At 42.1% G+C, this 22,661-nt stretch carries 25 protein-coding genes; 12 read left to right on the top strand and 13 right to left on the bottom strand.

What is annotated here, in order from left to right; translation table 11 throughout:
* Position 1 precedes the first annotated feature (1 nt).
* From add to cyaY, 8 genes are all read right to left on the bottom strand, one after another.
* Positions 2–1,003 carry an adenosine deaminase gene (add, locus tag VRK28_RS02350; protein ID WP_269408404.1) on the bottom strand — a complete coding sequence of 334 codons (1,002 nt, stop codon included), beginning with the start codon at positions 1,001–1,003 and terminating at the stop codon, positions 2–4.
* Positions 1,004–1,106: 103 nt separating this feature from the next.
* A complete protein-coding gene (locus VRK28_RS02345) occupies positions 1,107–3,803 on the bottom strand; it encodes a CHASE domain-containing protein (RefSeq protein ID WP_332393207.1) in 2,697 nt (898 codons plus the stop codon).
* A 30-nt stretch (positions 3,804–3,833) separates the two neighbouring features.
* Entirely contained in the window at positions 3,834–4,943 is a 1,110-nt protein-coding gene (locus VRK28_RS02340) for a heme biosynthesis protein HemY (protein WP_332393206.1), read from the bottom strand.
* On the bottom strand, positions 4,940–6,760 hold the full coding sequence (locus VRK28_RS02335) for a uroporphyrinogen-III synthase (RefSeq protein ID WP_332393205.1): 1,821 nt from the start codon (positions 6,758–6,760) through the stop codon (positions 4,940–4,942). Before VRK28_RS02335 ends, VRK28_RS02340 begins: the two co-directional genes overlap by 4 nt.
* A 1-nt stretch (position 6,761) precedes the next feature.
* Positions 6,762–7,700: a hydroxymethylbilane synthase gene (gene hemC / locus VRK28_RS02330; protein ID WP_054554664.1), complete on the bottom strand. Its 939-nt coding sequence runs from the start codon at positions 7,698–7,700 to the stop codon at positions 6,762–6,764.
* Positions 7,701–7,736: 36 nt separating this feature from the next.
* Positions 7,737–8,624 (bottom strand): DUF2914 domain-containing protein, encoded by an 888-nt coding sequence (locus VRK28_RS02325; protein ID WP_332393204.1) that lies wholly within the window; start codon positions 8,622–8,624, stop codon positions 7,737–7,739.
* 21 nt (positions 8,625–8,645) lie between these two features.
* Positions 8,646–9,302, bottom strand: a complete 657-nt coding sequence (locus VRK28_RS02320) for an alpha/beta hydrolase (protein WP_130166515.1) — start codon at positions 9,300–9,302, stop codon at positions 8,646–8,648.
* Entirely contained in the window at positions 9,299–9,622 is a 324-nt protein-coding gene (gene cyaY / locus VRK28_RS02315; RefSeq protein ID WP_054554661.1) for an iron donor protein CyaY, read from the bottom strand. The genes VRK28_RS02320 and cyaY overlap by 4 nt, the downstream gene beginning before the upstream one ends.
* 148 nt (positions 9,623–9,770) lie before the next feature.
* Here cyaY and lptM point away from each other — a divergent pair, with 148 nt between their 5' ends.
* From lptM to VRK28_RS02275, 8 genes are all read left to right on the top strand, one after another.
* Positions 9,771–9,950, top strand: a complete 180-nt coding sequence (gene lptM, locus VRK28_RS02310; RefSeq protein WP_130166514.1) for an LPS translocon maturation chaperone LptM — start codon at positions 9,771–9,773, stop codon at positions 9,948–9,950.
* On the top strand, positions 9,951–11,204 hold the full coding sequence (gene lysA / locus VRK28_RS02305) for a diaminopimelate decarboxylase (protein ID WP_119854055.1): 1,254 nt from the start codon (positions 9,951–9,953) through the stop codon (positions 11,202–11,204).
* Positions 11,205–11,268: 64 nt separating this feature from the next.
* Positions 11,269–12,099, top strand: coding sequence for a diaminopimelate epimerase (dapF, locus tag VRK28_RS02300; protein WP_054563683.1), 831 nt, complete (start codon positions 11,269–11,271; stop codon positions 12,097–12,099).
* Complete coding sequence (locus VRK28_RS02295; RefSeq protein WP_062566242.1) at positions 12,096–12,707, top strand: DUF484 family protein; 612 nt, start codon at positions 12,096–12,098, stop codon at positions 12,705–12,707. The genes dapF and VRK28_RS02295 overlap by 4 nt, the downstream gene beginning before the upstream one ends.
* Entirely contained in the window at positions 12,704–13,657 is a 954-nt protein-coding gene (locus VRK28_RS02290) for a tyrosine recombinase XerC (RefSeq protein ID WP_332393203.1), read from the top strand. Before VRK28_RS02295 ends, VRK28_RS02290 begins: the two co-directional genes overlap by 4 nt.
* 12 nt (positions 13,658–13,669) lie before the next feature.
* Entirely contained in the window at positions 13,670–14,380 is a 711-nt protein-coding gene (locus tag VRK28_RS02285) for an HAD-IA family hydrolase (RefSeq protein ID WP_332393202.1), read from the top strand.
* Between the two features lie 69 nt (positions 14,381–14,449).
* Positions 14,450–15,562, top strand: a complete 1,113-nt coding sequence (locus VRK28_RS02280; RefSeq protein WP_332393201.1) for a retropepsin-like aspartic protease — start codon at positions 14,450–14,452, stop codon at positions 15,560–15,562.
* A gap of 9 nt (positions 15,563–15,571) precedes the next feature.
* A complete protein-coding gene (locus VRK28_RS02275) occupies positions 15,572–15,931 on the top strand; it encodes a HopJ type III effector protein (RefSeq protein ID WP_332393200.1) in 360 nt (119 codons plus the stop codon).
* 13 nt (positions 15,932–15,944) lie between these two features.
* Here VRK28_RS02275 and VRK28_RS02270 read toward each other — a convergent pair whose 3' ends face one another.
* Both VRK28_RS02270 and VRK28_RS02265 read right to left on the bottom strand, forming a co-directional pair.
* Positions 15,945–16,352: a GNAT family N-acetyltransferase gene (locus VRK28_RS02270; RefSeq protein ID WP_269408413.1), complete on the bottom strand. Its 408-nt coding sequence runs from the start codon at positions 16,350–16,352 to the stop codon at positions 15,945–15,947.
* A gap of 47 nt (positions 16,353–16,399) precedes the next feature.
* Positions 16,400–16,705 (bottom strand): DUF6482 family protein, encoded by a 306-nt coding sequence (locus VRK28_RS02265; protein WP_062566248.1) that lies wholly within the window; start codon positions 16,703–16,705, stop codon positions 16,400–16,402.
* 80 nt (positions 16,706–16,785) lie between these two features.
* Between VRK28_RS02265 and VRK28_RS02260 the strand changes: the two genes are divergently transcribed.
* The 3 genes from VRK28_RS02260 (at position 16,786) to VRK28_RS02250 (ending at position 19,130) form a co-directional block, all read left to right on the top strand.
* Positions 16,786–17,472 carry a pseudouridine synthase gene (locus tag VRK28_RS02260; protein ID WP_332393214.1) on the top strand — a complete coding sequence of 229 codons (687 nt, stop codon included), beginning with the start codon at positions 16,786–16,788 and terminating at the stop codon, positions 17,470–17,472.
* Positions 17,473–17,540: 68 nt separating this feature from the next.
* Positions 17,541–17,915, top strand: a complete 375-nt coding sequence (locus VRK28_RS02255) for a BlaI/MecI/CopY family transcriptional regulator (protein ID WP_332393199.1) — start codon at positions 17,541–17,543, stop codon at positions 17,913–17,915.
* A gap of 9 nt (positions 17,916–17,924) precedes the next feature.
* Entirely contained in the window at positions 17,925–19,130 is a 1,206-nt protein-coding gene (locus tag VRK28_RS02250; RefSeq protein WP_332393198.1) for a M56 family metallopeptidase, read from the top strand.
* A gap of 77 nt (positions 19,131–19,207) precedes the next feature.
* Here VRK28_RS02250 and VRK28_RS02245 read toward each other — a convergent pair whose 3' ends face one another.
* Entirely contained in the window at positions 19,208–19,591 is a 384-nt protein-coding gene (locus tag VRK28_RS02245; protein ID WP_332393197.1) for an MAPEG family protein, read from the bottom strand.
* Positions 19,592–19,825: 234 nt separating this feature from the next.
* On the opposite strand from VRK28_RS02245, the gene VRK28_RS02240 reads away from it, so the two are divergent.
* Complete coding sequence (locus tag VRK28_RS02240; protein WP_332393196.1) at positions 19,826–20,704, top strand: DMT family transporter; 879 nt, start codon at positions 19,826–19,828, stop codon at positions 20,702–20,704.
* A gap of 40 nt (positions 20,705–20,744) precedes the next feature.
* Here the strand turns inward: VRK28_RS02240 and VRK28_RS02235 are convergent, their stop codons facing one another.
* On the bottom strand, positions 20,745–21,062 hold the full coding sequence (locus VRK28_RS02235) for a DMT family transporter (protein ID WP_054554646.1): 318 nt from the start codon (positions 21,060–21,062) through the stop codon (positions 20,745–20,747).
* On the bottom strand, positions 21,062–22,594 hold the full coding sequence (locus VRK28_RS02230; protein ID WP_058585386.1) for a carbon-nitrogen hydrolase family protein: 1,533 nt from the start codon (positions 22,592–22,594) through the stop codon (positions 21,062–21,064). The genes VRK28_RS02235 and VRK28_RS02230 overlap by 1 nt, the downstream gene beginning before the upstream one ends.
* Between the last annotated feature and the right edge of the window lie 67 nt (positions 22,595–22,661).

Here is a 22,661-nt window from a genome sequence, read left to right as displayed (position 1 = left end):
CTTAACGATTAGCAGCTAACTGTTTTAAAGCAGCTTTATCAGCATCGCTTAAATAAGCAATTTCAAGCGCATTAGCTTGCGCTTTTTCCATATCGGCTTGGCTTAAGCCTGCCGCAGGTGCTGCTACTTGATACTCATACGCTATTTCAATACCTTCAACTGCTGGATCATCAGTATTAATTGATGCCAAAATACCATGGTCTAAGAAGGTTTTTAACGGGTGTTTTGCAAGCTCAGCAACAGTGCTGGTTTGAATGTTACTGGTTAAGCAAGACTCAATACCAATGCGCTTATCACGTAAGTAATCCATTAGCGCAGCATCTTCAATCGCTTTTACACCATGACCAATACGCGTTGCACCAAGCTCGTTAATTGCTTGCCAAATGCTTTCACTACCTCGCGCTTCACCGGCATGGATAGTGGCAGCTAAGTATGCATCGTGAACTTGTTTAAAGTGATCAACAAATAACTCACCTGGGAAACCAATTTCATCACCAGCTAAATCAACCGCCACTAAATCATTTTTAAAAGCAAGTAGCGCATCAAGCTCTTGCTGACAGATTTTGGTGCCATATGTACGCGACATGATGCCGATTAAGTTAGCTTTAATTGGTGCGTTATGACACGCACTTTTTACACCATCAACCACCGCTTCAACAACACCTTGCGGGTGTAGGCCTTGGCTTTGCGCCATATAATATGGGCTAAAACGAAGCTCAACGTAATCGAGGTTTTGGGCAATCGCATCTTCAACGTTTTCGATAGCAATACGACGACAAGCATCGTAATCACCCAATACTTTTACACCCCAATCTAGCTTGTGTAAAAACGCCACTAAATTTGGTTCAGGGTCGATAACCTGTACGTGCGGAATAAGCGCTTCAATGTTGTCAGCAGGTAATTCAAGATTAAACTGACGACCAAGGTCTAAGATCGTTTGTGGGCGAACATTACCATCTAGATGACGGTGAATATCAAGCAAAGGGAGTTTGTTATTGATCATAATTAGCACTCAGGTTCAGTAAATTTGCGCGGATCATACGTACCCACGGCGATATTTCAAGTTTAGATGATTTTATTTACTTTTTAGAGGTCAAATGTCTGCTTTAATGGCTGCTAGCATTATGCAAAAAATGCCACAAAGTTTTAAAAAGCTTATCTGCATCAATTGGTTTAGTTAAATAACCATTCATACCACTGGCTAAGCCTTTCTTAAGGTCATCATCGTGGGCATTTGCCGATAAGCCAATAATCGGTAAATCGGTGATCAGCAACTCATTACGAATAACCTTAGTCGCTTGTAAGCCATCCATATTCGGCATTTGAATATCCATGAGCACAAGGTCATAGCTTTTTTCACTGATCATCTTAATAGCCTCGTGGCCATCTTTAGCGATATCAGGTTGGCAGCCTTTAGTTTTTAAAATCGAACTCGCCACATGTTGATTCAATGGGTTATCTTCAACCAATAAAATTGCATCATTGGCAAATGAAACAGCAGTCACATCGATATCAGCTAACTCATCATCACTATGAATCACCTCTTCAAGAGGAGACTCTAATGGCAGCGAAATTGTAAACGTTGAACCTTGCCCCTCAGAGCTAGTTAGGCTTATCTCGCCTCCCATCATAACAATGAGTTTTTGACAAATGCTTAAGCCTAAACCTGTGCCACCAAAACGACGAGAGGTTGAGCTATCGGCTTGTGAAAATGGTTTAAACAGGCGCTGCTGAGCCTCTTTACTGATGCCAATGCCTGTATCAATAACACTAAAGTAAGTAAATTCACCCTGCTGCCAAATACGTAATGTAATCGTGCCTTCTTGAGTGAACTTCACCGCATTGTTTAACAAATTCAACAATACTTGTTTTAAACGAATTGGGTCGGTATGGATCAGTAGGTGTTCAGAAGCATCAAACTCAACTCTAAATCCTAAAGAGCGAGAGTTAAGCTCAAACTGCAATAAGTTAGTCAGCTCACTAACCAACGCATTCACAGCTATGGGTTCTTGATGTAGCTCCAATCGCCCAGCTTCTATTTTAGAAAAATCTAAAACATCATTTATCACCCGTAATAGTACATTCAGTGCACCATCGGCTTGATCAATATAACCACGGGCTTGTTGCCAGTCAGACTCTTGCATTGCTAAATAATGCAAACCCTTAATACCATTAATAGGCGTGCGTATTTCATGGCTCATATTCGCCAAGAACTCACTTTTAATTTGGCTGGCTTTATCGGCTTTTAATTTTTCTTCGCGAAGGCTTTGAGTTTGCTTTGCCACTTGCTGACGAATTTGAATATTAGTACCAGTTACAGAAATCAAAAAGGTGATCAATAACCAAACAAACAGCATACCGACTATTTGCGCCAACCAATAAGGCAACCATGACGACTGTGCAACTGACTCCCATAATTTTACCTGCCAAACGCGCTCACCAATAATAAAGTTGAAGCTCGCAATAGCTGTTGTACCTACACGGTGTGGGCTGTACATTTCGACAGGATTACTGCCGTCAGTAACGTCATAGAAGCTGGCATCGATATCAGTGTTCTGATTAAAATTAAGTGTTTGTGCTAACACTTCTAAATTGACCACGGCGACAACATAACCTCTAAATCCGACCTGGTGATTAATGTCTGAATAAACTGGGTTGAAGAATAAAACGCCCTTTTCGTTACCATCACCTTGCATCAGGGTAATAGGCTCACTGACGGTGACATTCTTAATTAACCGAGAGTCAGTTAACGCTTGTTTACGTAACTCGTTTGAGGCTAAATCAAAGCCTTGTGCTGGTTCGTTCCCTGCTAAAGGATGAATATATTGCACCGGAAAATAAACCGTTCGCTTACTCACCGGCTGCCACTGCCCTGCAGCATTTTTTTCTTTCACATAATAGTCAGCGCCCAGTTCATCACGCAGTAAATTTTGATAATTATTTAGTTGTGAGTGAATAACCTTAGGTGCCCACTCAAGGGCAAGAATTTCTTCGCTGTATTGTAGTTGCCTTGATGTGAAGCGCTTAAATTCGTCAAAATCAACCATGTCACTACTAGCAAAAAAAGTTGCGAGTAAGGCTAAGTGCGACTTAATTTCATCGACTTTATGTTCAAGGTTCGTGTGAATCGCACTGACTTTAGCTTGCTGGCGCTGTAAGTCTTTGTCTTTTTTTACACTGGCTGCACCATAAAAGCTGACACAAATAACCACGTAAATTAATAGCGCCGGCACAATGATTTGCAGCCGTTGGCGAGTATGATGGTAACTAAATGCCGCTAAAATTAATGGCGTGAATATCAGAACCCCAATGCTATCGCCAATCCACCATGCGATAAAATTATTAAGCGCCGCATAACTCGGAATAACATTGTTAATGACCAGTAAGCCGGTGCCAATTGATGCAGCAATCAAGCTACACAAAGGGCCGCCAATCATTAAACCAAGCATACTTTGCTTTAATGACGATAATTCAATCGGGCGTTTAACGACATGAATAATAATGTAATAGGCAAGCCAAGCTTGGAATGTAGATGCAGTTGTTACGCCAATTGCCTGCAGCATCATTTGCCAGTGAAAAATATCAGTGGCTTTATCAAGGTGAATAAGGTTTACAAAGAATGCCCCTAGCAGAACCCCTGGCAAGGCACGATTTCTAAGTAGCAAGATACTGGCAAGCGCAATACCTGAAGGCGGCCATGCTGCAACCGCATAGCCATCAATCGCCAGCAATGAATTACTTAAGTACCCTGTAAGAAAGTAAGCAAGTGCAATGCTTATTGTCAGTGTAAATAAGTTCTTCAAGCCATCGCTCCTTTGCTGGCTGGAGTAAAATTATTGATAGAGTACCAATGCTTTTTCTGGTTGGGCACTCTTACTGTAGCTGAGCACCGCTTGCTGCAAATAAGCATGGCGATTATCTGCATTAAGCGCTTTATCAAACACTCGCGCGGCTAGGTCATATTCACCGTGAGCATTTGCTAAACATGCAAGGGCTAGTAATAAGTCTGTATTTTCGGTGTCTTTTTTTAATACATCCTGCAAACTTGATTGCAGCTTGAGTGCATCGCCAGCGCTACTAGTACGTAAAATACGTGCTAAATCTTTATGCTGTAGCGGTTTTTTGAGCATTTTAATTAAGCTTAGCTCAATTTTGTTTAACTCACCTGCCTTCGCCATCGCCGTTAAATAGCTTACCTCTGCGTGTGGCTTCAAGTTTTTGGCTAATTTCTCATAACGCTCAGTTAAATCCCCATTTGACTGAGCTGCAAAGTAACGGTCGAACAATTGTTGCCACTCTTGCTCAGAAAGAGCTTTTTTACGTAATAAACGTGGCATAAAGTCATTAAGTGCCGCCCACTTTTGCTCTTGCACTAAAACATGGGCATACATTTTAAGCTCTAAACGAGAGGCTTTTTTGCGTTCAGCTAACGCTTTAAGGTCAGCAAAGATAGTGCTGGTTTCGCCGCTAGCAATCCATAAATTAGCCACTTTTAGCTGCTTATCTTGGCTTATTTTATCAAGATAGCTAATTGCTTTTTCATTTTCATTATTCGCCAGTGCCGCTTTAGCTAGAAGCGCAAAACGTATATCGCTCCACTTTTCTGCAACACTGTTGTTATCAAGTGCAAGCTCAAGCTCCGTATAATCGTTATTAATTAAGCTCCATACACCTTGCTCAATAGCCGCTTGTTTACGCTCTTCACTGCGCGCAAAGAAACCATGGCGTGTATGGCTATATAAAGATATTACGTAACGGCAAAGCTTATAAAGTAAAAACAGTGCAGCGAATGCCAATATTAAAAGTGCAGTAACGCCCCAAATAGTCCCTTCAATGGTTGTTTTATTAAAGGCAATTAGTACATAACCCTTTTGATCTATAAAAAAAGGGGCAATCCCTAAGCAGACTGCTATTGCAATAATGATTAATAAAAAGCGGATCATTGTGCCCACTCCTTCACCTGCTCAGTACTTTGTAGTGACACTTTTGGACTAAAATCGAGCTGCTCTTTAGAAAGCTCAGCAAGACTTTTTAAGGCCGCTTTTGTTTGCGCATCATCTTGTTTAAAGTAATCTTTTACCAAACTATGAGCAGCATCAACAGCACTAAAATACACACTACTTTGTTTACTTAATACCGCATCTTGCGCTTGAGCTAAGTATAAACTTAAGCGCTGTTTTACTAGGTGACGCTCTTGCTCACTTAAAAATGGTGCGATAACCATATCTTCACGTGTGCGCACTTCTACAAAGAAGTCTTTAAACTGCTGCCACGACTTCGCAAGGTTTTGACGCCATTCACTGACATTTTCACTTAATTGATTTGGGTCTTCTTTGACGACCTCTTCAGGGAGTGAAATAGCATTAAATACCAGTTCATCAACTTTTTGATTAATGCCATGCAGTTTTAAATAAATTGCTTCAACAGCCACAGGTTCTATGGCATTCAAGGTTTGTAAATCTTGGTGAATTGCTTGGCGAATAGCGCCTGTACCCGGGTGTTCTGCAAGTAAGCTATCTAAGCGAGATAGCACAGCAGCAGCCCCTTGGTAATCGTGCTCTGCCCACAATTTAAACTCGGCCATACGCTGCAGGCTTGTGACTTCTTGCGGATTAAGCGTGAAAGTTTGCTGCTCGGCGCGCTTTAAAGCTGCTTGTAATTGCTGCTGTGTTTGCTCAGCACTTTCATTTAGTGCATCAGTGACCTTTTGTTCACTGTTATAAAGCGAGTGCTGCATTGTTTGTTGGGCACTTTTTAATGCATCAATTTGCTGCTGTAAGCGTAGGTTTTCATCTGTCAGCTCAGTCAATGCCACAGCCGATTGCTGATCGCTATTTAATTTTAGATAAAACTCATAGCCAACTGCACCAGCCACTAAAAGTGAAATAAGTAACGCTAAGCTACCTGTTTTGCTGATACCTCTTTTAGCTTGTGCAGGCGCTTTCGCCCCAGTATTTGCCGTTTGCGCTTTTTTCTCTGGCTGTGCGGTCACTGGCTTTGCGGGTTGTTTTGATTCTGCTTCACTCATTTTGCTACCTTGCTGATTAATGCAGGTGAACATAGCGCTGTCGCTCGCCCCTGCAGCAATATGTATCTGTGTTCTTGCGACATTTTGTTGCTTTAAATAATCAGCGATACGCTCACTGGCAACGAAAAATTGTCGCTCTTTCAACCATGCAAGCTGAGGCTCATTTAGGCCATTAAAAATGGCATCCACCGCTGCATTACTGGTAATGACTATACCTTCTACATCAATTGTTTGCCAGTGGTCCATCCACTTGCCCGGTTCGCTCTCAATTGCGCTCCGCTTGTAAACAACCAACTGATTTAATAAAGCACCACGTTGTTTTAAGGTTTTTGCTATGGTCGTGCGCCCACCTTCACCTTTCACTAAAACGATGTTACTTAGCTCAACATCTTGTAGTGTTTTTAATTCAAGCAGACCTTCTGAATCATGCTGTTTGGGTACTGCAGCACGTCGCCCAAAGGCTTCATAAACCGCATCAGCCGTTTGCTGGCCGACCGCATAAAGTTGCGCTGCTTTGTTGATGGTTGGTGTGAGTTTTAACAAGGCATGCACGGCATCTTGCGAGATAAAAATGATTTTATCGGCATTTTCTAGCGGCGCGAGCTCACTACTATTTACTGTGAGGTAATCTAAGGTAAGAACAGGACACAGGGTTGTTTGATAACCCGCCTGCTGAAGCTCAAGAGCAAGCTCAGTGCCTTTACCTTCTGGACGAGTTATCAAAATATGCATATTAAGCGTCTCTATATACTTCAGCTAAAATTTTATCAGCACCTTGCTCAAGTAGTTTTTCAGCAAGTGTAATACCTAACTGCTCTGCGTCAGCCACAGGGCCTGTCACTTCATCACGCAGCATTTGGCTGCCATCAATAGCGCCCACTAAACCACGTAAATGCACTTGCTCACCATCAACCAATGCAAATGCACCAATTGGCACTTGGCAACCACCTTCTAAACGGCGATTCATAGCACGCTCGGCATTAACACGAATACGTGTTTCATTATGTTCGAGTGGCGCTAACAGTGCTTTTGTCACTTCATCATCAATACGGCACTCAATACCCACAGCACCTTGACCATTTGCAGGTAATGATACTTCTGGCTCGATAAAAGCTGTAATACGCTCAGGCATTTCTAAACGAATTAGACCCGCTGCAGCTAGAATGATTGCATCATATTGACCATCATCTAGTTTTGCTAAACGCGTATTAACATTACCGCGTAAATCACGAATGTCTAAATCTGGGCGAGCTTCGCGAATTTGGCATTGGCGGCGTAAGCTTGATGTACCAACAATAGCACCTTGTGGTAACTCATCTAAGCTTTTGTAGTTGTTTGATACAAACGCATCGCGTGGGTCTTCACGTTCACAAATAGTGTGTAATGCTAGGCCTTCAGGAAACTCAACAGGCACATCTTTCATTGAATGCACCGCAATATCTGCACGGCCATCTAGCATGGCTTGCTCAAGCTCTTTTACGAATAAGCCTTTACCACCAATCTTTGCCAGTGGCGTATCAAGGATAATATCGCCTTGTGTCGACATAGGAACCAACTCTACCGTTACGTCGTCATGGAAGTGCTCTAGTTGAGCTTTTACAAATTCAGCCTGCCATAAAGCAAGTGCACTTTTACGGGTAGCGATACGAACTAGTTTTGTTGTCTGTGTCATGAAAAATCCAATTAATTATCAGGCTGATACTAAATATTACTCAGCTAAAATTCTAAATTCTTTTTGGGCCAGTAAGTTGCCATCTGCGTCAATAACTTCAACACGCCAATCACCCAGTTGCTCTGGCATAATGTTTTTCGTTGAATAAGTACGAAAACGTGGACTACTTACCGCCAATTCAATCGAAGCAAGCTGTTGATCTTGGTAATACCATTGGTGACGAACAGTTTGCCCTTGCATATTTCTAAGCTCGCTAAAAAAGCTCAGGCTATTGCTTATTTGCGCTAATTTTACATCGTTTTTTAAAACGTTTACTGGTTCTCGATCAACAACATCGGTTGTTAATACCGCGCGGCTTACTTTGTCTGTGTCTATTTTAGCGCCAATTGCGACACTGGCAATATGCGCTGACTGCGAAAACTGCTGCTGAGCATCAGGGGCTGCAGCAATCTCTACTTGCTGTTCGGTTTGTGGTGGCTCTTCATCAAGAGTGACCTCTGATGTTTCCGGTTGTTGCTCGTCAACAACCTGTTCACTGTCGATCTCAACCTCTACTGTCGTAACCTCAGGTTCAACAATGTTTGAGCTCACAACCTCTGCTTTAGCCGTTTCTGTGCTATCAGCCTGCGGTGTTTGCTCATTAATTGACGAAGCAACAACTTCTTTTGGCTCTTCTTGCTCAGCGTCATTTAAAGGAGCTTGTAATTCAGCATTTGTAAACTCTGCTTGCGGTTCATCTTGCGGTGATTGTTCAGCATTTACAGCACCAGTTAAGCTATACACTAAAATAGCCAATGCTACTAAGATAACACTGCTAACCATAAAAATGCGTCGCCAATGCCATTGATAAGTCACTGCTGTAGGAGTTGAACCTGCCGATTCAACGGCATTCATATTTGCTGTAATTACAAGTTTCTTTGTCATGTTGGCCTCTAAAACCAAAAATTAACTCAAGCGAGCAATTAACCACTCACGAATAGCCATTAACTCTTCACCACAAACTTGGTGCGCCATCGGATAGTCTTGCCAGCTTACTTCCATGTTGTTAGCGCTAAGCACGTCAAATGCTTGTCTGCCTGCGCTATGCGGTACCACATCGTCAAATCGACCATGTGCCATAAAAATATTTAACCCCTGCTGCTTGGCTTCATCGGCTAATTTTGCAGGCACACACATGTAGGTTGAAAGTGCCATTACACCCGCTAATTTATAATCTAGACGTGGCGCTAAGTGCAGCGATACCACACCCCCTTGCGAAAAACCGGCAAGAATAATTTTGTTAGGAGCGATACCTTTTGCAATTTCTTGGTCAATAATTGCAGCCACTTTTGCAGCAGATTCACGCACTCCTTGCTCATCAGCACGCTTATCTAAATCCATCGATTTAATATCGTACCAAGAACGCATTGCCATACCACCATTTATGGTGACCGGCTGCACTGGCGCATTTGGAAACACAAAACGTACGCCAAGCTCTTTTGGTAAAGCAAGTTGCGGTGCAACGGGCGCAAAACCATCACCAGAATCACCCAAACCATGTAGCCAGATAACCGTTGCTTTGTGGTCGCCTTGCGCTGGGTACTCAACAAACTCTAAACTCATAGTTCAGAACGCCATTCAATTGTTTGACCTGCTTGGCGAGTTGCCGCATCACACATAAATTGCCAAAACTCTGCACCTGAGCGGTTATCAATCCACTTATCGTCGCGTAGTTCAAAATGGTGACCATTAAATTTAGTCGCTACCCAAACTTGGTGTAATGGTGCTTGCTTGTTGATCACAATTTTACTGCGATCAGGAAAGATGATTTCTAAAATACCTGACGCTGATTCATAGTCTAAATCGGCATCACATTCATCGATTTGCTCTTCAATAGTTAGCATTAATGCATCGGCTAGTGTGTGGTATTCATGATCAGTCATTTTAGTGTCCTTTAACTGGCTTTAAGCCTAGATCTGGGGGCAGATTGTGTACATCAAGTGTAACAGGAATAAATTCATCCGCGAATAGCTGCATTTTTTAAATATTCTGTTACTCTGCGATTATAAAGCCAGCAACCGTATTAATCTAATGAAAGAGACTCATAGCCAAAAATTAAAAACCATTTTACCTCTAAGCGTCCTTCTACTAACCCTAGCAGGTTGCGGACAAAGTGGTGCTCTTTATCTGCCAGATGATACTAAGCCGCCTGCAAAGTCTCAGCCACAAGCTGATCCATCCGAACAACCAGAGCAAAAACAGGACCAATAGATGGACTTTTTTAACTACAATAATAATCAGCTGTTCGCTGAAGACATCGCTGTCAAAGAGCTTGCCGAACAATATGGTACGCCTTGTTATATCTATTCTCGCAAAACCTTTGAACGTCATTATTTAGCATTTGCAGACGCTGCTAAGTCACATAAAAGCTTGGTGTGCTATGCCGTAAAAGCCAACTCAAATATTGCCGTGCTGAATATTTTAGCGCGACTTGGTTCAGGTTTTGACATCGTTTCAAAAGGTGAGCTTGCGCGCGTTATCCAAGCAGGCGGAGACGCAAGTAAGGTTGTGTTTTCTGGCGTTGCAAAAACCGCTGACGAAATTGCCTATGCACTTGAATTGGGGATCAAGTGTTTTAACGTTGAGTCAGTGGCTGAGCTTGAGCGTATTTCAAAAGTGGCAACGGATCTTAACTTAGTGGCACCGATTTCGATTCGCGTAAACCCAGATATAGATGCAAAAACGCACCCTTATATCTCAACCGGTTTAAAAGAGAATAAGTTTGGTATTGATATTCAAACTGCGGTAACTGTGTATCAACATGCAGCATCATTACCCGGTTTAAAAATTACCGGTGTAGATTGCCACATCGGTTCGCAGCTAACTGAAATTAAACCTTTCTTAGCAGCCCTTGAAAAAGTACTGACTCTTATCGAAGAGTTAAAAGCGGTTGGCATCAAGCTAACACACCTAGATATCGGTGGTGGTCTTGGCGTGCCTTATAATGGCGAAACACCTCCTCACCCGAGTGAGTATGTTGATAAAATTACCGCTCGATTAGCAGACTACCAAGATTTAGAACTTATTTTTGAACCTGGCCGTGCGATTGCAGCCAATGCAGGCATTTTAGTTACTAAAGTTGAGTTTATTAAACAAAACCAAGATAAGTTCTTTGCTATTGTTGATGCAGGCATGAACGACATGTTGCGTCCATCGCTGTATCAAGCTTGGCAAAGTATTGTACCAGTTGAACCTCGCGCAGATGATACGCCTACTTACAACTACGACATTGTCGGCCCTGTCTGTGAAACCGGCGACTTTTTAGGTAAAGACCGTGAGCTTGCACTTCAAGCTGGTGACCTATTAGCACAACGCAGCGCTGGCGCGTATGGTTTTACCATGAGCTCAAACTACAACTCACGCCCGCGTGTTGCAGAGATTATGGTGGATGGCCAGCAAAGCCATTTAATTCGCCAACGCGAAACCTTAGAAAGCCTTTGGCAAGGTGAGAAAATTTTACCATAAACGTTTTTATAACCGCCCTGCTCTGTGGCATGATTAGCTCAGAGCAAACCCGAATTAGAGCGTTATGTTAGTTAATTTTTCAAAAATGCACGGCCTAGGTAATGACTTTGTCGTTATTGATAACATTACTCAAAATGTTTTTTTATCACGTGATCAAATAAAGAAGCTGGCAGATCGCCATTTCGGCATTGGCTTCGATCAACTGCTTATGGTTGAAGCCCCTTACTCTCCTGATCTCGATTTTCATTATCGTATTTTCAATGCCGATGGTAACGAAGTTGAACAGTGCGGCAACGGTGCGCGTTGTTTCGCTCGCTTTGTACGTATGAAAGGCCTGACCAATAAGCATAAAATCTCGGTTTCAACAAAATCTGGTAACCTCACGCTTTATATAGAGAAAGATGGTCAAGTAACGGTAAATATGGGCCACCCCAATTTTGAACCGAACAAAATCCCATTAAAAGCCAGCAAGCGTGAGCTGACCTATATTCTTCGTACGGAAGAACATACGGTATTTAGTGGCGCAGTATCGATGGGTAACCCGCATTGCGTGTTAGAAGTTGATGACATTCATAGCGCAGAAGTCGCCACCTTAGGCCCACTCCTTGAAAATCATGAACGCTTTCCACAACGCGCAAATGTTGGTTTTATGCAGGTAATTTCGCAAGATCACATTAAACTAAGAGTGTGGGAACGTGGCGTTAGTGAAACCTTAGCCTGTGGTACAGGTGCTTGTGCTGCGGTCGTGGTTGGTCAAATTCAAAGTAAACTTGCTACTACCGTACAAGTTGACTTACCAGGCGGCAGTTTACAAGTACGCTGGCAAGGTGAAGGGCACCCTGTACGAATGACAGGCCCTGCTGAGCATGTTTTTGATGGACAAGTGGCACTATGAGCAAACTAACAGAACAACAAATTGCTGAATATTTAAAAGCACACCCTGATTTTTTTATTAAAAACCCTGATGTACTCGCTGAAGTTGAACTACAACAGCAAACGGCGGGAGCAACGTCTTTGGTGCATATTCAACAGCGCCAATTACGTGAACACAATACGTTATTAAAAAATAAGATTGAGCAGCTCGTTGAACAAGCAAAAGAAAACGAGTTAATTTACCGCTTATTTAGCGACTGTCATCGTCAGTTATGGACTAACTACGACTTTACGACACTGGCTAGCAACTTGCGCAATATTATCTGCACGAACCCATCCATTAACGAATGCCACTTAGTTAAGTACGATACAAAGTTTGATGAATTAATTGCCCACCGCCTGCAAAACGACGGTATTTATTTGGGTCGAGTAAGTCAGCAAGAAAGAGACTTACTGTTTTCAGACACAACTCAATCGACTGCTTTATATTTAATCGGTAACACGAAACACCCTGTGGCTATTTTGGCGTTTGGTAGTGATGACGTAAATCACTTCGAACCGGCAAAAGACAGCTTTTTTGTCCTTGAGTTTGTGCGCTCATTGCAACTGCGCTTATTGGAACTTGCATGAGCGATGTGACGACGCCAGACATTGATGAATTAAGTGATGCTTGGCAAACACCCATCCAACTATTTGCAGACTACTTACGCTACGAAAAACAATACTCAGCGCACACAGTAAACCAATACACTAGCCAGCTAGGCTTCGCAGCTTTGTACTTTAGTAAACTATGTGAAGACTGGTTTGCTGTTCAAGGTGAGCATATTCGCCGTTACAGCATGCAAATGCGAAGTAAACAATTGAGTGGTCGCACAATCAGTTTAAAACTAAGTTGTATTCGCAGTTTATATAAATTCTTAAAAGCCAAAAATATAGCCAGTCAGGCACATTATCACAATCCGGCAGAGGCCATTAAAGGGCCAAAATTTTCCAAGCCTTTACCCAAAAATTTAGACGTAGATCAAATGGCTAAGCTACTAGAACTGCCAGATGATGAGCCTTTAGCTATTCGTGACAAAGCCATGATGGAATTAATGTACTCTTCGGGTTTGCGTATTAGCGAGTTAGTTGGCGCTAACATACAAGATATAAACCCCACTGAAGGCGAAATTTTAGTCCGTGGTAAAGGTAACAAAGAACGTTTATTACCTGTAGGCAGCAAAGCGCTCAGTGCATTAAAAGCATGGCTGAAAATTCGCCCTCAATTTGCACATCCTGATGAAATAGCCGTGTTTGTTAGCAGCCAAAAAAAGCGAATTTCCGTACGCCAAGTTCGTCTTCGCATGCAAGAATGGGGTATTAAGCAAGGGATCAGCTCGCAAGTGCACCCACATAAATTACGCCACTCGTTTGCTTCACATATCTTAGAATCATCAGGGGATTTGCGCGCCGTACAAGAACTGTTAGGACACAGTAGTTTGTCTGCAACTCAAGTTTATACGCATTTAGATTTTCAGCATTTAGCTAAAGTGTACGATAACACCCATCCACGCGCTAAAAAGCGCTCAACATCAGAGTAACCCCTTGCCATTATGATCCGATTTAACCGTGCCCTATCGCCAGTTTCTGTTTTAAGTTTTGATTTAGACGACACACTTTACAACAACCATCCGATCATAAAGTCAGCCTTGCAAGCACAAGCTGATTACCTCGAAGCGTTAGACCAATGGCCCGCCGATAGTATCAGCTACTGGTTAAAATGCCGCGAGTGTGCTTTAAAGCAGGATGCCACTCTAATCGATGATGTGACGCGCTGGCGACAAGCAGCATTACACTATGCCATGACCGATCTGGGTTTTTCAGCAGAGCAAGCTCAGTTGCATGCCGAAAACGCTTATCAGGCATTCGCTGATGCCCGCAGTCAAATAACCGTGACTGATGAAGTGCTTGAATTACTTGCTAACCTCAGTAAACACTACCGCCTCATCGCCATCACCAATGGTAATGTCGAAGTAGAAAAGTTTAACCTTAATGGTGTGTTTGAGTTAGTTTTACAAGCAGGCCCACACGGAAAAGCAAAGCCGCACAGCGCCTTATTTGATAGCGCAGCCAAAAAATTAGAAGTGCCTCACAAGGAAATTTTGCACATTGGCGATAGCCTAGATACTGATGTCCAAGGTGCCAATAATGCCGGATGCCAAAGCGTTTGGCTAAATAACCAAGCAACGCAATATCGTTATCAAGGATTAGCAGATATTGAAATAAGCAATATCATGGCGCTCAATCATTTGATTACAAAGTAACGACTTTGAGAAATTTGTTTTATGCTGAGTAAGTAGGCAACGAAGATTTAAAACTGGTGGGCGAAACGGATGAATGCTTTTCTTAAATTAATATTGCTACTTTCTCTTAGTTTAAATGGTTACTTTATTTGGCAGCTTTTTAACCCTGCAAAGCCTATAGAAATAGAAACTGTCGCACCAGCGCCTAAAGTACAAAAAGGCACGGTCTTACCTGCCCACTTCCAGCAAGCAGTTGCACTATTTAGCAATCAGTTATTTGATAAAGCCGTCGCTGAGTACACTCAATTACTTGTGAATGAACCTCGCTATGCAAGGCAGCTAAAGCAAGCTTGGCAACAACAACTTGAGACATGGCTTTCCCATCAAAAATTCACTTTAAGTGAGCAATTTTTAACGGCCTTCTTAAATAGCCACCCTTACGATGTCACCATGCTTGAACTTGAAGCTAAGCGTTTAATCGCACAAGGTGATACCCAACAAGGTATTATCAATTTACTGGCTCTTAGCAACCAGTTAGACAGCAATGATAAGCAACAACTTAACAAACAAATAGACGAGCTAAGCACATCCTATATTGATGAGCTTACTGCAGCACAACAATGGCAAGCCCTACTTAATATTAGTCAACAATGGCTTGATTACGCGCCTGGCAACGCCCATTACTTATATAACCATGCATTAGCTAACTACCATTTAGAAGATTATGTCGCGAGCCAAATAACCCTAGATCAACTACCCGAAGATCATGACTATAAACAACAGGCTGAGCAATTACATAAATTGATTCAACAAGCCCTCGCAGGTGTTGAAGTTATAGAGTTAACCGCTCGAGGTTCACATTATTTAGTAAACAGTATTATCAACGATGATATTGAAACCGAGCTGATGATCGACACGGGCGCTAGCTTTACTGTAATTAACCAAACATTATTAAACTCGCTTAACACCCCAGCCAATTACCTTGGCACCTTGCAAGTAAACACAGCTAATGGAATTGTTGAAGCACAGCGTTATCAGCTCGCATCATTTCAAGTCGGTCAACAACGTATTCGTAATTTTGAAGTGCTGATAATAGAAAATCATGCTGGCTATGGCTTATTAGGTATGAACTTTTTAGAGAATTATAAGTTTAATATCAATCAGCAAGTGAATGAGTTAGAGTTGATAAAGAACAATTTTTAAGGACAAGCAATGACTCTTAACGAATTTCTGGCGACATTAGCAAGCTCACCACAGCAAATTGAGTTTACCGATACCATGGCGGTTATAGACAACAATTATGATTTTACCCCAAGCGGTTTTAACAATCATGGCCTGCTAAGCGAAGCAAATGAAAATAACGGTTCGTGTAAAATTTTTGCCTTTGCAAAGCTTAATCAACTAAGCAAACAAAATACCCTAGATTGTTTTGGCGCGTTTTATCGTGATGACGTGTTGCCCAATCCTGAAGGGCAAGACCATATGAACATTCGCACCTTTATGCTTGCCCCTGAAGCGACCCCTTTCTTAGGGATTACTTTTACCGAGCAAGACGTGCTTAAGGCGAAGTGATTAAAACCAATAGTTAAAGGGTTTTTTCCATAAAATAACGGCAGCCGTCGAGTGGGTAGTTTTTCATCTCGTATTTAACTTGGTAGCCGTTTTTTTCGTAAAAGGGTTTGGCTTGGAAATCGAGCGTATCAAGTTGAGCGGTGCTTGCACCAAATGCTTTAGCTTTGCTCTCTAATTCAGCTAACAATCGTGTCGCTAGCCCTTTACCACGAGTCTTATCATCACACCAAAGCCAACTAATAAGCAGCCAATTACCAAATACTTGGCCATGAATACCGGCAACAACACTATTTTGTTTATTAACAAATTTAAAGCCTAAAGGAGTACGCTCGGCATTAAAATGCGCAGCGTTAAAAGCCACAATATGTTCTCTTAGCTGGTTGTTGAGATCAGCTGAGTCATCACTTTTTAATTGATACATAGCATACCTATAAAATGTTATGACTCAGTATACGCTTATATCGTTAATCAGTATAAGTGGTTCTTGCCATAGGGTACTTCGAGCATGTTACTCGCCAGCTTTTCGGGCTGACCGCACATTTCATCATAAGCACTGGTGTGGCGTAGAACCATGTCACCATAACTTAGGTGATCAAGACGCTTTTGAATATGCAACGGGCTAATATCACGAATAAACTCACCTTGCTCATCAGTAACATAATACTCAACGTTATTAATTACCACAGACACTTGATACAGCGCCATTTCTAATGAATGAAGGATGACCTTTTGCAGTGGTTGGTGATCTGCAAGCTCTGATAACTTGATAGGCATGTGCGTTCCTCTTTGGTGGTGGAACTATTTATACGTGATTTTGATATACTGTGATCAAATTAATTGTACAAAAATCACTCATGCCAGAAAAAGTACGACTTGCTAAATTTATTGCCCATGCGGGTGTTTGCTCTCGAAAGCAAGCATCGCGCTTGATAGATCAAGGTGAGGTAACAGTAAATGGCCGTGCCGCAAATCATATAGATCATGTTGATGAGCACGATGATGTGATTGTACTTGGCGAAAAAATATCAGAAAAAGCGCCACTCACCTACTTTGCTTATCACAAACCCGTTGGTATAGATTGCAAATTAAATGCTGACGACCCAACCAGTCTTATTCATAGTCTACCTAAAACCACTCGGGTTTACCCAATTGGCCGGCTCGACAAAGACTCCCGAGGTTTGTTGATTTTGACCAATGACGGTGAGTTTTGTAATCAACTGATCCACCCTGATTACCACCAACCCAAACGCTATTTAGTCACCGTAGATAAACCCCTTGATAGCGACTTCTGTAAAAAAATGGCGAGCGGTGTGCCTGTCGATAAACAAATAACCCTCCCTTGCACGGTAACTCAAGTCAACGAAACGCAGTTTTGCATCGTCTTAAAACAAGGCTTAAATCGGCAAATACGTAAAATGGCACGTTTTTGTGGCTACAAAGTCATCGACCTTTACCGCACAGATATCGCAAAATTGTCACTCACCACGCTGAATTTGCCCGAAGGACAGATAGTCAGTATCAAAAAAAGTGACATTCTCTAACAAAAAAGTTTGCATTAATTGATTACGCGTGTAATCTTAACTTAAAGATTACATCTGTAGGCATAAAAATGATTGAACTTTCTAAAGCTGAATTTGAAGTATTAGATGCGGTATGGCTTGGCTACCCAGCCACGGCTAGTGAAATAATTGCGCGTTTAAGTGACGATAAAGAATGGCACGAAAAAACCATTAAAACGCTACTAAGCCGTTTAGTTAAAAAAGGCGCACTAAGCTTCGAGAAGCAAGGTCGCCAATATAACTACACCCCTTGCATTGCCCGTGAAGAATACACATTAAAAGAAAGCCAAAGCTTTATTGAACGCTTTTTTAATGGCCGAATTGCGCCGCTGGTGAGTGGCTTTGCTAAATCAGAGCAACTCTCACAACATGATATTGATGAGCTGAAAAAGGTCATCGATGATTGGGAAAAACAGCAAAAATAAGGCGTTGTTATGTTGGATGCATTTTTTAATTGGTTGTTAGATCAACAACTTTTGATCTCATCTGCAATTATGTTTTTATTGCTGCTAGAGCGAAAGTTACTAAGCCAGCTATCGGCACGCTTGGTTTATACACTGTGGGCGCTTTTACCAATTAGTTTATTGTTAGCGAACCTACCAGAACACTTAAAGCCAATTCAAAACGACTTTATCAGTAAGCTGACTATCACGCCAAACACAGCAATAATGCCGCAGTTTACGCTCACTTGGTTTGCTATTTATGGCTTTATTAGTGCCGCACTGCTGATCACTGCCGTATATTTTCATTACCGTTTTCTAGCAAAACTGCAATTAGCGCCAATTACGCTTGATCAGCACAGCAACCAAAGCATGCGCTTATACCAAAGCAATCAGGTGAGCTCACCTATGGTTGTAGGGGTTATAAACACCAAGCTAGTGCTGCCAACAAACTACCAAAGCCATTACAACAGCCATGCTTTAGCGCTTATTTTAGAACATGAATCAGTGCACATTAAACGCAAAGATAACCTAATTAATGCCATCGCTTTAAGTGCCACTATTTTGTTGTGGTTTAACCCTGTCGCTTGGCTTGGTTATGCAAGTCTGCGCCGCATTCAAGAGCTTTCATGTGATGAGCAAGTACTCAAAAATAAATCAACTGAGCAACGAATTCTATACAGTAAGGCATTAGTGCACTGTGCAAGCTTTAGCAGAACAGGCTTAATGGCTTATTCACAATACGGAGATAAAAACACCATGTTACAACGTCTAAATCAAATAAAGCAGATCGACAACAGCTCATTTATTGCAAAAACAGCGTTAGTTATTTTTACAGCGGGCATGCTTAGCAGCTTTGCCATTGCAAAACAGCCGATGTCCGTTGAAAAGACAAAGGACTATCAAGCGGTTATGCGTGTAGAGCCGATATACCCAATTCAAGCTGCAGAGCAAGGTATTAGCGGTTCAGTCGTTTTGAAATACGATATTTTACCAAATGGCGCCACCAGCAATGTTAGTGTGGTAAGTGCCGAACCAAAAGGTATTTTTGACCGACAAGCCAAAATAGCATTAAGACAATGGCAATATGCGCCGTCTGAATCTGGCTTTATAAACGCCTTAGTACAACTCGATTTTGCCTTAGACGAAAACTATCAAGCAAAGGATTTAATAGAAAAAATTAAAGTTAGCTCTAAGTAAAAGTAACCACTTAAGACCCTAAAGCAAGCGCCTTATTTAAGCCGCTTGCTTTGTGGTTTTAACTCATTGCTTTGTAACTAGAGACAAACAGCAATCATCGCCACAGCACAAACATAACCCACTAGCCAGACTAATGAGCGCAGAATATCTTGATTTATGTAGTAGAAAATACAGTACAACACGCGGGCAATAACATGCACAATCGCTAGGGTCTCAGTTGCCTGATAGGCATTATTGCTACCTATTACAACTGCCAGAGCGACAGCAAAAATAATCAGTGACTCAAAGCTATTTTTATGCGCAGCCAATGCACGAGCACCAAAGCCGGTTAGTTTTGCTTGTTGTTCGCGAGGGTGCTTATTGTCGTAGCCTGCTAGCTTATTTTGTGCAAAAGCCACGGGGGCTTTAGCTAAATAAGGTATGAGTACTGCGATGAGTGCGCAGATAATCAGTGTGGTCATGATATTTCCTTATTTTTAACTGTAATAGCTTACCCTACAGCAAACAAAAAAAAGCCGCTACTTCTAAAAGCAACGGCTAGCAATAGCATCATTGTCACTATAGTCTAAAGCCGGCATAAAAGCCCTGCGACATATTGTCACAGCTGAGTTTTTCTCAAGTTGGTCGATAAGCTAATGCCCTAATACTTTGGTTTTGATACTCTAAGCGCCTCTCCTAATTAATATATTTTCAATATGACTTGGATTTTCTTAACTATTTTTGCAGCGTTTATGCAGTCATGGCGCAATGCTCTGCAAAGTAAACTCAGTGCAACAGTGAGTGTTGCAGGGGTGACGCTTGCCCGCTTTATTGTTGCCAGCCCGATTGCTGCCCTTTATTTATTTGCTCTTTATCAATACCAAGATGCTGCACTTCCTGACTTTAATCTGGCTTTTATTGGCTACATTGTTGGCGCCAGTATCGTCCAAATCCTTGCCACAGGCTTGATGGTAAAACTATTTAAAATGAATAACTTTGCAGTCGGTGCTGGGCTTGCCAAAAGTGAAGCGCTGATGGCGGCCATTTTAGGCGTTATGTTCTTTGGCTCAGCGCTGTCGTTACTAGGCTGGGTTGGGGTATTTATTGGTGCAATTGCGGTATTGCTATTAAGTGGCATCGCGAATGTTAAACACTTTAATTTGGGCACTGCACTGCTTGGGCTTGCCTGTGGTACTTCATTTGCTCTCTCTTCATCATGGATCCGTGAAGCAAGTTTAAATTCAGGACTGACTTTCCCACACTCTGCCGCTTGGGTGTTGTTACTGATAATCAGCTTACAAACCCTGATGCTGTGCGTGTATATTGCATTCAAAGAACGCGATACATTTAAGAAAATGTGGCATCACAAAGGCACTACTACCGCTGTTAGTGTTTGTAGCTGTTTAGGTTCAATCGGTTGGTTTAGTGCCATGAGTTTGCAGCATGTTGCTTATGTAAAAACGCTTGGGCAGATAGAAGTATTCTTTACCATTATGGTATCGATTCTTTGGTTAAAACAACCTTTAAAGCGCCAAGACACGGCTGGGCTTGTGTTAATTGCACTGGCAGCCATTCTGGTAATGCTACCAAATTAGTCTTATCCCAAGTCATTAAAAAAGCGGCATTGCCGCTTTTTTAATGACTAATTTTTAGCGTTATTACACCGCTAATTATCAGCAATACTCCGGCAATGCGGCCAAATGTTGCGGCATCACCATAAAATAAAATACCAACTAAGAAAGTGCCCGCGGCTCCTATGCCTGTCCATACCGCATAAGATGTTCCCATCGGAATATCCTTTTGCGCCAACCACAGCATAAAACCACTAGCGACCATAAATGCGACGGCAATTGCAATGCCTAACCAGCGACTGTCTGCCTGTTGAGACATTTTAAGGCCAACAGGCCAGCCAATTTCTAACAGACCTGCGACAATTAAATACAACCACGCCATTAGTTATCTCGCTTTTTCAAGATCACGTCATACAAATCTTCGCGGCGGTCTTTTAAGTTTCTAACAGTACCTTCACTGTGAAGGATTTTCAGTTTATCCATATCTAAATCACTGAATAACAGCATTTCGGTATTCGGTGTTGCTTCATTCAAGGTCGCATCATGTGGGAATGAGAAATCAGAAGGAGTAAGCACTGCTGATTGCGAATACTGTACGTCTAAACTCTCAACCTCAGGTAAGTTACCAACCGAGCCTGCAATCACAACATAACATTCATTTTCAATTGCACGTGCTTGCGCACAATGACGAACACGTAAGTAACTATTTTTTGTATCCGTCCAAAATGGCACGAACAAAATATCTAACCCTTGCTTAGCGAGAATACGTGACAGCTCAGGGAACTCTACATCGTAACAAATTTGAATACCGACACGACCCGCATCGGTTTCAAATACAGCAATTTTATCACCGCCTTGGATCACCCAGTCATTTTGCTCGTGGGGCGTAATATGAATTTTGCGCTGCTCATCGATTTTACCGCTACGATGGCATAGGTAGCTGACATTATAAATCTTGTCATCTTCAGCAAGCGGCATGGAGCCTGTGATAATATTGGCATTGTATTCAACCGCCATGCGCGACATTGCATCACGGAAGGTTTCTGTGTATTCGGCCAGATAGCGAATGGCTTCAGTTTGATTGCTTTGCTCGGTGAGGCCCATTAACGGGGCATTGAAAAACTCCGGAAACAGAATAAAGTCACTCTTATAGTCAGACACCGTATCAACAAAGTATTCCACTTGCTTGAGCAGCTCTTCAACAGACTCAACACAGCGCATTTGCCACTGTACGGCACCGACACGGACAATTGATTTGGTCGACTCAAGTACTGTATCAGTCGGCTCAAACATAATGTTATTCCACTCAAGTAAAGTGGCGTAACCAACTGATTCTTGATCTTCAGGAAGGTATTTTTTAAGTAAACGTTTAACTTGGAAATCATTAGATAGCTGAAAGCTTAAAATCGGATCGTACAGCTCTTTGTGGTCTACTTTTTCGATGTACTCCATCGGAGTCATCTCTGCACTGTGATTGTAATAACGCGGAATACGCCCACCCGCTAGAATGGCGCGTAAGTTATACTGACGGCACAGCTCTTTTCGTGCATCGTATAAGCGACGACCCAATCGCATACCTCGGTGAGTTGATGAAATCACCACATCTAAACCATAAAGTGCATCACCTTCAGGATCACTAAATACACGGTCATGGCCATCAACAATATCTTCGTAGGTATGTGGGTTAGAAAAGCGCGCGTAATCTACCTGAACACTCAGGGCGATGCCGACTAAGACACCATCGTCAACAATACCTATTTGCCCTTCCGGAAACTGGTCTATTAGCCTAAAAATAGTATGGCTTGGCCAAGCTCCACCAAGCCCTGGGTACGCTTGATCCATAAGGGTCTTTATTTGTGGGTACTGTTCTTTGGTTAGATTACAAATCTCTAAATGCGTTTTTTCCGCCGGCATAGCTACTCCTTTTTAGGCACGAGAGAATAATCACAGCAAACATTGCTCAGCATGTTTCTAGATTAGC

Source organism: Pseudoalteromonas sp. P80D2, assembly GCF_036680945.1.
GTDB classification, from domain to species: Bacteria; Pseudomonadota; Gammaproteobacteria; order Enterobacterales; family Alteromonadaceae; genus Pseudoalteromonas; species Pseudoalteromonas shioyasakiensis.
Note: the sequence above shows the minus strand (reverse complement) of the source record. Positions and strands in the feature narration are given on the sequence as shown.

Coding starts and splice junctions, on each gene's coding strand:
- add (WP_269408404.1), bottom strand. CDS start 1,003: ATGATCAATAACAAACTCCCTTTGCTTGATATTCACCGTCATCTAGAT.
- VRK28_RS02340 (WP_332393206.1), bottom strand. CDS start 4,943: ATGATCCGCTTTTTATTAATCATTATTGCAATAGCAGTCTGCTTAGGG.
- VRK28_RS02335 (WP_332393205.1), bottom strand. CDS start 6,760: ATGCATATTTTGATAACTCGTCCAGAAGGTAAAGGCACTGAGCTTGCT.
- hemC (WP_054554664.1), bottom strand. CDS start 7,700: ATGACACAGACAACAAAACTAGTTCGTATCGCTACCCGTAAAAGTGCA.
- VRK28_RS02325 (WP_332393204.1), bottom strand. CDS start 8,624: ATGACAAAGAAACTTGTAATTACAGCAAATATGAATGCCGTTGAATCG.
- VRK28_RS02320 (WP_130166515.1), bottom strand. CDS start 9,302: ATGAGTTTAGAGTTTGTTGAGTACCCAGCGCAAGGCGACCACAAAGCA.
- cyaY (WP_054554661.1), bottom strand. CDS start 9,622: ATGACTGATCATGAATACCACACACTAGCCGATGCATTAATGCTAACT.
- lptM (WP_130166514.1), top strand. CDS start 9,771: ATGAAAGAGACTCATAGCCAAAAATTAAAAACCATTTTACCTCTAAGC.
- lysA (WP_119854055.1), top strand. CDS start 9,951: ATGGACTTTTTTAACTACAATAATAATCAGCTGTTCGCTGAAGACATC.
- dapF (WP_054563683.1), top strand. CDS start 11,269: ATGTTAGTTAATTTTTCAAAAATGCACGGCCTAGGTAATGACTTTGTC.
- VRK28_RS02295 (WP_062566242.1), top strand. CDS start 12,096: ATGAGCAAACTAACAGAACAACAAATTGCTGAATATTTAAAAGCACAC.
- VRK28_RS02290 (WP_332393203.1), top strand. CDS start 12,704: ATGAGCGATGTGACGACGCCAGACATTGATGAATTAAGTGATGCTTGG.
- VRK28_RS02285 (WP_332393202.1), top strand. CDS start 13,670: ATGATCCGATTTAACCGTGCCCTATCGCCAGTTTCTGTTTTAAGTTTT.
- VRK28_RS02280 (WP_332393201.1), top strand. CDS start 14,450: ATGAATGCTTTTCTTAAATTAATATTGCTACTTTCTCTTAGTTTAAAT.
- VRK28_RS02275 (WP_332393200.1), top strand. CDS start 15,572: ATGACTCTTAACGAATTTCTGGCGACATTAGCAAGCTCACCACAGCAA.
- VRK28_RS02270 (WP_269408413.1), bottom strand. CDS start 16,352: ATGTATCAATTAAAAAGTGATGACTCAGCTGATCTCAACAACCAGCTA.
- VRK28_RS02265 (WP_062566248.1), bottom strand. CDS start 16,705: ATGCCTATCAAGTTATCAGAGCTTGCAGATCACCAACCACTGCAAAAG.
- VRK28_RS02260 (WP_332393214.1), top strand. CDS start 16,786: ATGCCAGAAAAAGTACGACTTGCTAAATTTATTGCCCATGCGGGTGTT.
- VRK28_RS02255 (WP_332393199.1), top strand. CDS start 17,541: ATGATTGAACTTTCTAAAGCTGAATTTGAAGTATTAGATGCGGTATGG.
- VRK28_RS02250 (WP_332393198.1), top strand. CDS start 17,925: ATGTTGGATGCATTTTTTAATTGGTTGTTAGATCAACAACTTTTGATC.
- VRK28_RS02245 (WP_332393197.1), bottom strand. CDS start 19,591: ATGACCACACTGATTATCTGCGCACTCATCGCAGTACTCATACCTTAT.
- VRK28_RS02240 (WP_332393196.1), top strand. CDS start 19,826: ATGACTTGGATTTTCTTAACTATTTTTGCAGCGTTTATGCAGTCATGG.
- VRK28_RS02235 (WP_054554646.1), bottom strand. CDS start 21,062: ATGGCGTGGTTGTATTTAATTGTCGCAGGTCTGTTAGAAATTGGCTGG.
- VRK28_RS02230 (WP_058585386.1), bottom strand. CDS start 22,594: ATGCCGGCGGAAAAAACGCATTTAGAGATTTGTAATCTAACCAAAGAA.